Annotated in this window: 6 protein-coding genes; 2 read left to right on the forward strand and 4 right to left on the reverse strand. The window is 45.9% G+C overall.

What is annotated here, in order from left to right; genetic code table 11:
* On the forward strand, positions 1 to 961 hold a 961-nt coding region (locus ACEW8S_RS15195; protein ID WP_373518976.1), incomplete at its 5' end, for an MBOAT family protein.
* Between the two features lie 2 nt (positions 962 to 963).
* Entirely contained in the window at positions 964 to 1,935 is a 972-nt protein-coding gene (locus tag ACEW8S_RS15200) for a hypothetical protein (protein ID WP_373518977.1), read from the forward strand.
* A 524-nt stretch (positions 1,936 to 2,459) separates the two neighbouring features.
* On the opposite strand, the gene ACEW8S_RS15205 is transcribed toward ACEW8S_RS15200, so the two are convergent.
* From ACEW8S_RS15205 to ACEW8S_RS15220, 4 genes are all read right to left on the reverse strand, one after another.
* Entirely contained in the window at positions 2,460 to 3,641 is a 1,182-nt protein-coding gene (locus tag ACEW8S_RS15205) for an OmpA family protein (RefSeq protein ID WP_373518978.1), read from the reverse strand.
* 123 nt (positions 3,642 to 3,764) lie between these two features.
* On the reverse strand, positions 3,765 to 4,223 hold the full coding sequence (locus tag ACEW8S_RS15210; RefSeq protein WP_373518979.1) for a hypothetical protein: 459 nt from the start codon (positions 4,221 to 4,223) through the stop codon (positions 3,765 to 3,767).
* The gene (bshA, locus tag ACEW8S_RS15215) at positions 4,220 to 5,368 is read right to left on the reverse strand and encodes an N-acetyl-alpha-D-glucosaminyl L-malate synthase BshA (RefSeq protein WP_373518980.1); all 1,149 of its coding nucleotides are present in this window, start codon (positions 5,366 to 5,368) and stop codon (positions 4,220 to 4,222) included. The genes ACEW8S_RS15210 and bshA overlap by 4 nt, the downstream gene beginning before the upstream one ends.
* 54 nt (positions 5,369 to 5,422) lie before the next feature.
* Positions 5,423 to 6,499 (reverse strand): serine hydrolase domain-containing protein (locus tag ACEW8S_RS15220; RefSeq protein WP_373518981.1); only part of this gene is annotated, 1,077 nt, incomplete at its 5' end.

A 6,499-nucleotide genomic window follows, 5' to 3' on the forward strand; every position in this document is an offset into this window, starting at 1 on the left:
TCCGCAATTGGTAGCCGGGCCCATTGAAAGGGCATCGAACCTGTTGGGACAGATCAATGCCCGTAGAACGTTTACCTACGCCCAGGCCTCAAGCGGAGTTCAACTTATTCTATGGGGCTTTTTCAAAAAATTGGTCATCGCTGATTCTCTGGCTCCCATGGTCGACGATATTTTTGCGAACTATACCGACTATCCCGCTTCGACCCTGATTCTTGGGGTGTGTCTGTTCAGCTTTCAGGTATATGGAGACTTTAGTGGCTATACCGACATCGCCATCGGCACCTCCAAACTGTTCGGTATCGAACTGATGTCGAACTTTAAGTTTCCCAATTTTTCTAGGAATGTGGCCGAATATTGGCAACGATGGCACGTATCGCTCTCCACCTGGTTTCGGCATTACATCTATATTCCCCTCGGGGGATCGCGGGTGACCAAACTGAAATCCGTCCGCAATATCTGCGTTATTTTCTTGGTCAGTGGCCTTTGGCACGGCGCCAATTGGACATTCGTATTTTGGGGCGGCCTGCATGCCCTGTTGTACATCCCCGTATTTTTGATGGGCAGAAACCGGTTATATTCGGATAATGTTATAGGGGAAACCACGTGGTTTCCGACCCTAAAGGAAATCTTTCAGGTGCTGTTAACCTTTTCCCTAGTCACTTTTTCAAGGATTTTTTTCCGGTCGCCTTCGATAAGTGCCGCCTTCGACTATATCAATCGTATCGCAACGGATTTTCGGTACGAACCCTATGTGCATCCCATGGGATATCGTATGCTCGATTTTTTCGTACTGATCGGCGTGTTTACCTTTTACGAATATCTGATCCGCAAGGACGAACGCAGTCCCTTTAAATTCAAATATCGGGCGGTACGGCTATTTTTGTACGTTCTCGTGGTTTTATGTATCTTATTGTTCTATGACGATGGTGTCAACCGTTCGTTCATCTATTTTCAGTTTTAAAAATGAAAAAATTCATCCTAAAATCCGCCCTCTACGTCTTCTTGATCCTTCTTTTGTTGGAAGGTATCGTGAGGGTACTTCACCTGTACACCGAAGACCCACCGCGGTTTATCGATGACTACGGCGTGGAAAAAAGGGTGCCCGATAATTCGGGATATGCCGTAACGGGAAACCGGAACCAGAATTTCTCGGAATTCCATATCAACAAAGCGGGATTCAATTCGCATAGGGAATTCGAGCCAGGTAGGGACAAGTACGAAGTGGCCTTGATCGGCGATTCCTTTATCGAGGGCTTCCACCAAGATTATGACAGCTCTACCGGAAAACGGGTCGAAGAAAAGGTAAAAGGGATAGAGGTGTATGAATACGGCTATGCAGGCTACGATTTTGCGAACCAATTGCACTTGGTAAACGCTTATGCAACCGATTTTGAACTGATCGATGAAATCATCCTCTACCTGAACTACGAAAACGATCTGGGCCGTGGCATCTACGAACCGAACCATGCCCGCATCAAAATGCTATCCTCTACCCTATTCAGGTTACGGGACAACATCAAGCTTTTGGCCTATGGTTCCAAAATCGGCATCGTCGAGCCCTTGAAAAAATTGGCCCAAGGCGGTGATGCCTTCGATGATACCGAAGACGCCTACAAGACCAATGCAATGAACGGGGAAACCGATGACGAGAAAAGAGAAAAAGACGAAAAACGCATCGCCAATTTTAAAAGCCTTATCGCGCTCTACGGTCTAGACAAAGACAAAACCGCCATACTGCTGGACAGCCGAAAGACCAGTAAACGATTTTTAGACTTTTTAGACGAAAACGGCATACGCTATATCGATTTCGCCGAACGTTTCGAAAAATCGGAAAAATCCACCAATCTCATCTATGATCACCATTGGAACGCCCATGGCCGCGAATTGATTTCCGAGGAGATTGCAGGGTACATCAACAAGGTTGAAAAAAGATAAATATCATGTGCTTCATCGATCTTTCACCTAATATTTTCTTAAAAACATCCAATTTATGCAGTTTATCGTATATTCTTGTACTTGAACCCACCAATAAAGAAAACTATTATGAATCTCCCTGCTAAATTATCAAAAAAGAAACTGCAATTGTGGCTAGAAGAGCTTAAGGAAGATATCATTCTATCGATCTATGAGCGATCCCCTATCATTTTTATGTTGTTTGTCAGATATTAAATAGCACCCAATCCTTCATAGCCCCACTTGACCCGTTTACAACGAAAAATCGAGCACGAACAGCCTTGTAACGTTATTTTTACGGACTTGATCAACCCTTTATGTACACCAAAGGCCTCTATTGGCTCTCATGGCCCGTAAACCTGACCTATTATTATATCAAGTTCAATTTTTGGTTCAAGAAAAAATGGATGGGGAAGGGGCTCGTTTCTTGAGGGAAACCACAAAAAAAGCCGTCTCGTTTAGTTCTGAGACGGCTTCATTTTGCCATTCTTGCTAAAATAATTCTTTTAAAACTTCACGACTTTAAACTCCGACCTTCTGTTGATTTTATGCTTCTCTTCGGGGCAATAGGTATGATCGTCGCATTCGTTGAGCAAGTTTTCTTCGCCATATCCTTCGGGTTGCAATCGCTCTGGGGCAATGCCTTGTTGTATCAGATAGGCTACGGTTCGCTCGACCCTTTTTCTTGAAAGCCAATCGTTATACGTTGACGTACCTCTCGAATCCGTGAAGGAGCTAACTTTTAGCACTATGCCATCGTTTTCCTTTAGAAGCAACGTAAGGGCATCCAAAACAGATTTTGATTTTTTATCAAGATACGAGGAGTTCAGGTCGAAATAAACCAAGCCCAAAGCATCGATTTCATCCTCGATTTGTCGTTTTCTAAGGTTTTCGGCGTCCTGCTTGGCCTTTTCAGCGGCGGCCAATCGGGCGGCTTCCTTTTCCTTTGCCAATCGCTCGGCCATAGCGGCGGCTTCCTCCTCACGATTGGCCGCGGCAATGGAATCCAGTTTCTGCTGTTTTTCCGCTTGCAAGGCCTCGATCAAGGCTAGTTTTTCTTCCCCTTTTTTCGAAAGTCCCTTTTCGATTCCGAACCGATAGACCACGGCGGCGGCATGTTGTAGGTGGTTGGTAGCATTATCGGTACTCATGGCCCATTTTCCGGAAGAACTTAGGTCGAGTCCCCAACGGTCTGAGAACCAGGTTCGAAAGCCGATGACGGCATTATAGGTGCCCCTAGGTTGATTATTGGCATCCGTATATCCCAATCCTACACCCACATAGGGGTCGAACCAGGCCGTTTCGCCAATAATCTTGTTCAGGTCGTAGGATAATCGGGCATCGAGACCGACATAATTCGTGTCTTCAAGATTGATGGCCCCATCGATAAGCTTACCGACTTTATATTTGTTGTAGGAAGCAATGCCTTCGACACCGATTCCGCTTTTGAAATACCTGCCGATACTTACCCGTGACGGATAGGCGACCCCGTTCCATTGGTCAGCGAACGAAAACAACTCGTCCAACATATCCCCGGAATCGTCGACAAAGTTGTATCCGAGACCGACCCTCCAAGAACTTTGTACGATGCTGTCTTTATAAGTAAGCTGTAGCTCCTCCTGTTGGGAGAATAGGGAATGGTGGGAAAGGCATGTCAAAAAAAGCACGAATAGCGTAATTGTTTTCATAGGAACAAGATTTGGGTGTTCTTACTACAAAGTAAGGGTCAAAGCCGCTTTCTATCAAAATAATGCCCTGAACGGTAGGAATTTTCGTTGGATGACAGAAAATGGGTACTTTTAGTAGAAATTCTAGTACTCCTCCCTAACGATGACTTCCTTTTTAGTAAGTGGCATCCTATAAGCGGAAAAAGGAGTTGTAACCGCCGTAGAACGTGAATCATTATCCGTTTCTTTCGTTCCGAGGACTAGTTCATCCTCGGTTTCCTCCATAATGAAGAGATGGGGCATAGCCCCTTTATCCGTCGCTCCGCTACAGCGAATGACCACTATTTCCTCTGAAAAATCGATATCGGGTACGGGAAGGCCCGGTTTGCGGGTACGGTTTATTTGGGAATAGAATTTTTGTAGGCTTTTGGCATCCTTTATAATAAGCGTTTCGGCTACTTCGATACCGCTATACGGGTCGCTAACCATTAATATCAGACCGTCGTCGTTACCCTGATGGTCCTTCTTCGCAATATCTCCGCTATTTTTCTGGGCATTGCAGGTCGTAAAAATGAGTATCAAAAAGAATACGGTGGTTTTCATCGGTCGTATACTTTATCGAACCGGCTTTTATAGGCCTTTTCATAGAGGGCCTCATACAGCGGTACCACTTTACGGATATCAAATCGTTGTGCCGAGACCACGGCGTTTTCCTTGAATTTTTCCAGGACGGCGTCGTCGCTCAATATTTTCAGTGCATTTTTGGCCATATCGTCAACGTCGCCCACATCGCTCAAAAAGCCCGTTATGCCCTGTTCGTTTACCTCGGGGATACCGCCAGTGTTACTGGAGATTACGGGTACCTTGTTTATCATCGCCTCCAAGGCGGCCAAACCGAAACTTTCGGATTCCGAAGGCAACAAAAACAGATCTGAGAAGCAAAGTATCCTATCTATTTCATTGCTATTGCCCAAGAATATTACTTTTTTGGAGATTCCCAATTTTCTGCACAGATGCTCCGCATTGGCCCGTTCAGGTCCCTCGCCTACCATTACCAGTTTAGCGGGAATTTGTTGCTGTATCCTATAAAATATTTCGATAACATCGGGAATGCGCTTTACCTTACGGAAATTACTGATATGGGTCACGATTTTTTCGTCGTCATCGGCCATCAACGAACGTTGGCAATCGGTATAGGAGGTACTGTATTTTTTTCCATCGATAAAATTCGGCACCACTTCGATTTCCTTTTTGATATCAAAAAACTCCAGGGTACGCTGCTTTAGGTTTTCCGACACCGACGTGACCACGTCCGATTGGTTGATGCTAAAGGTAACTGCAGGTTTATAAAAAGGATGATTGCCGACCAGGGTAATATCGGTGCCGTGAAGCGTAGTGATCATGGGGACGTAAATGCCTTCCTCCTCCAACATTTTCTTGGCCATGTAGCCCGCATAGGCATGGGGAATGGCATAGTGCACGTGCAACAGGTCGATTTCGTGCAATTTGATGGTGTCGACCAGTTTGCTGGACAGTGCCAACTCATAAGGCTGATAATGAAACAACGGATATTCGGGTACGTTCACCTCATGAAAATAGATTCTGTTGCTCAACAAGTCGAGCCGCACAGGTTGCCGATACGTCACAAAATGAACCTCATGGCCCCTATTGGCAAGTGCAATGCCCAATTCCGTGGCGACCACGCCACTACCCCCAAAAGTCGGGTAACATACTATAGCTATCTTCATCCGTCAAAGTTAGGGAAAAGCGGGCAAACTCAAATTCAAATTTTAAACTCAAATTCAATTCACGAGTGCCTCATAAATCTTCTCCTGTATCCGCGTTCGTAGTCCCGATTGGATCAAGAGGGTGTTGGAGGCGCTGGGATAGGTTCGGTTGGACAGAAATACGTACACGATTTCCTCCTCGGGATCGGCCCAGGTGTAGGTGCCCGTAAAACCGCTATGGCCAAAACTGTTTCGTGAAACGCAGCCGCAGGTGTTCCCCTTGCCTTCCAGCTCGGGCTTGTCGAAACCTACGCCACGCCGCACGTTGTTCTTACAGAAATAACAGGTATTGTACTTTTTAATCGTTCTCGAATCCAGAAAACGTGTACCGCCGTAATAGCCTTCCTGCAGGTACATCTGCATGATCTTGGCGACATCGCCGGCAGTGCTGAAAAGGCCGGCATGCCCGCCTACCCCACCTTGCATGGCGGCGCCCATGTCATGTACATAACCCTGCACCCGCTGATACCGGTAATAATTATCCTCCTCGCTAGGTACGATCCTGTTTTGGGGAAATTTTTCCAAGGGATTATAGCTCGTGTTAAAAGCACCGATAGGCCCGAATAGAAAATCGCTGGCCAATTTGTCCAATGGGCGCTTTTTCTTGGCTTCGATATACTCTTTCATTACATAATACGCAACATCACTGTAGCGATATCGATTCGATTTGAGGTCTTGCCGACCTATCCGATTATAAATGGAATCTTTATAGGCGTCGGTCAAATATAGCCTGTCGGTTACCTTGATATGAAAACCGTCCATCGGCGCCTCGCGATAGAATTCTTCCGATGGTTTCCGGTCCTTATCCAACGTATCGACGTAAAAGGCGATCCATGCGGGCAGCCTGCCATAATGGGAAAGGGCTTTTAGAACGGTAACATTTTTTAGTTCGGTATCGGCATATTCGGGCAATAATTCCTGAAAGGTATTGTTCAGCGCAATATCGCCCTCCTCGTCCATTTTCATGACCATGGGCAGGGTAGCCAAAATCTTGGTGACGGAAGCCAGATCGAATATACTTTCGGTGGTGATACTGTCTTCGGAGTCGTAGGTCGGTTTGCCAAAGGCCTTGTTATAGATGACCTTGCCCTT

This window comes from Pricia sp., assembly GCF_041745955.1.
In the GTDB taxonomy this organism is placed as follows: domain Bacteria; phylum Bacteroidota; class Bacteroidia; order Flavobacteriales; family Flavobacteriaceae; genus Pricia.

Coding starts and splice junctions, on each gene's coding strand:
- bshA (WP_373518980.1), bottom strand. CDS start 5,368: ATGAAGATAGCTATAGTATGTTACCCGACTTTTGGGGGTAGTGGCGTG.
- ACEW8S_RS15200 (WP_373518977.1), top strand. CDS start 964: ATGAAAAAATTCATCCTAAAATCCGCCCTCTACGTCTTCTTGATCCTT.
- ACEW8S_RS15205 (WP_373518978.1), bottom strand. CDS start 3,641: ATGAAAACAATTACGCTATTCGTGCTTTTTTTGACATGCCTTTCCCAC.
- ACEW8S_RS15210 (WP_373518979.1), bottom strand. CDS start 4,223: ATGAAAACCACCGTATTCTTTTTGATACTCATTTTTACGACCTGCAAT.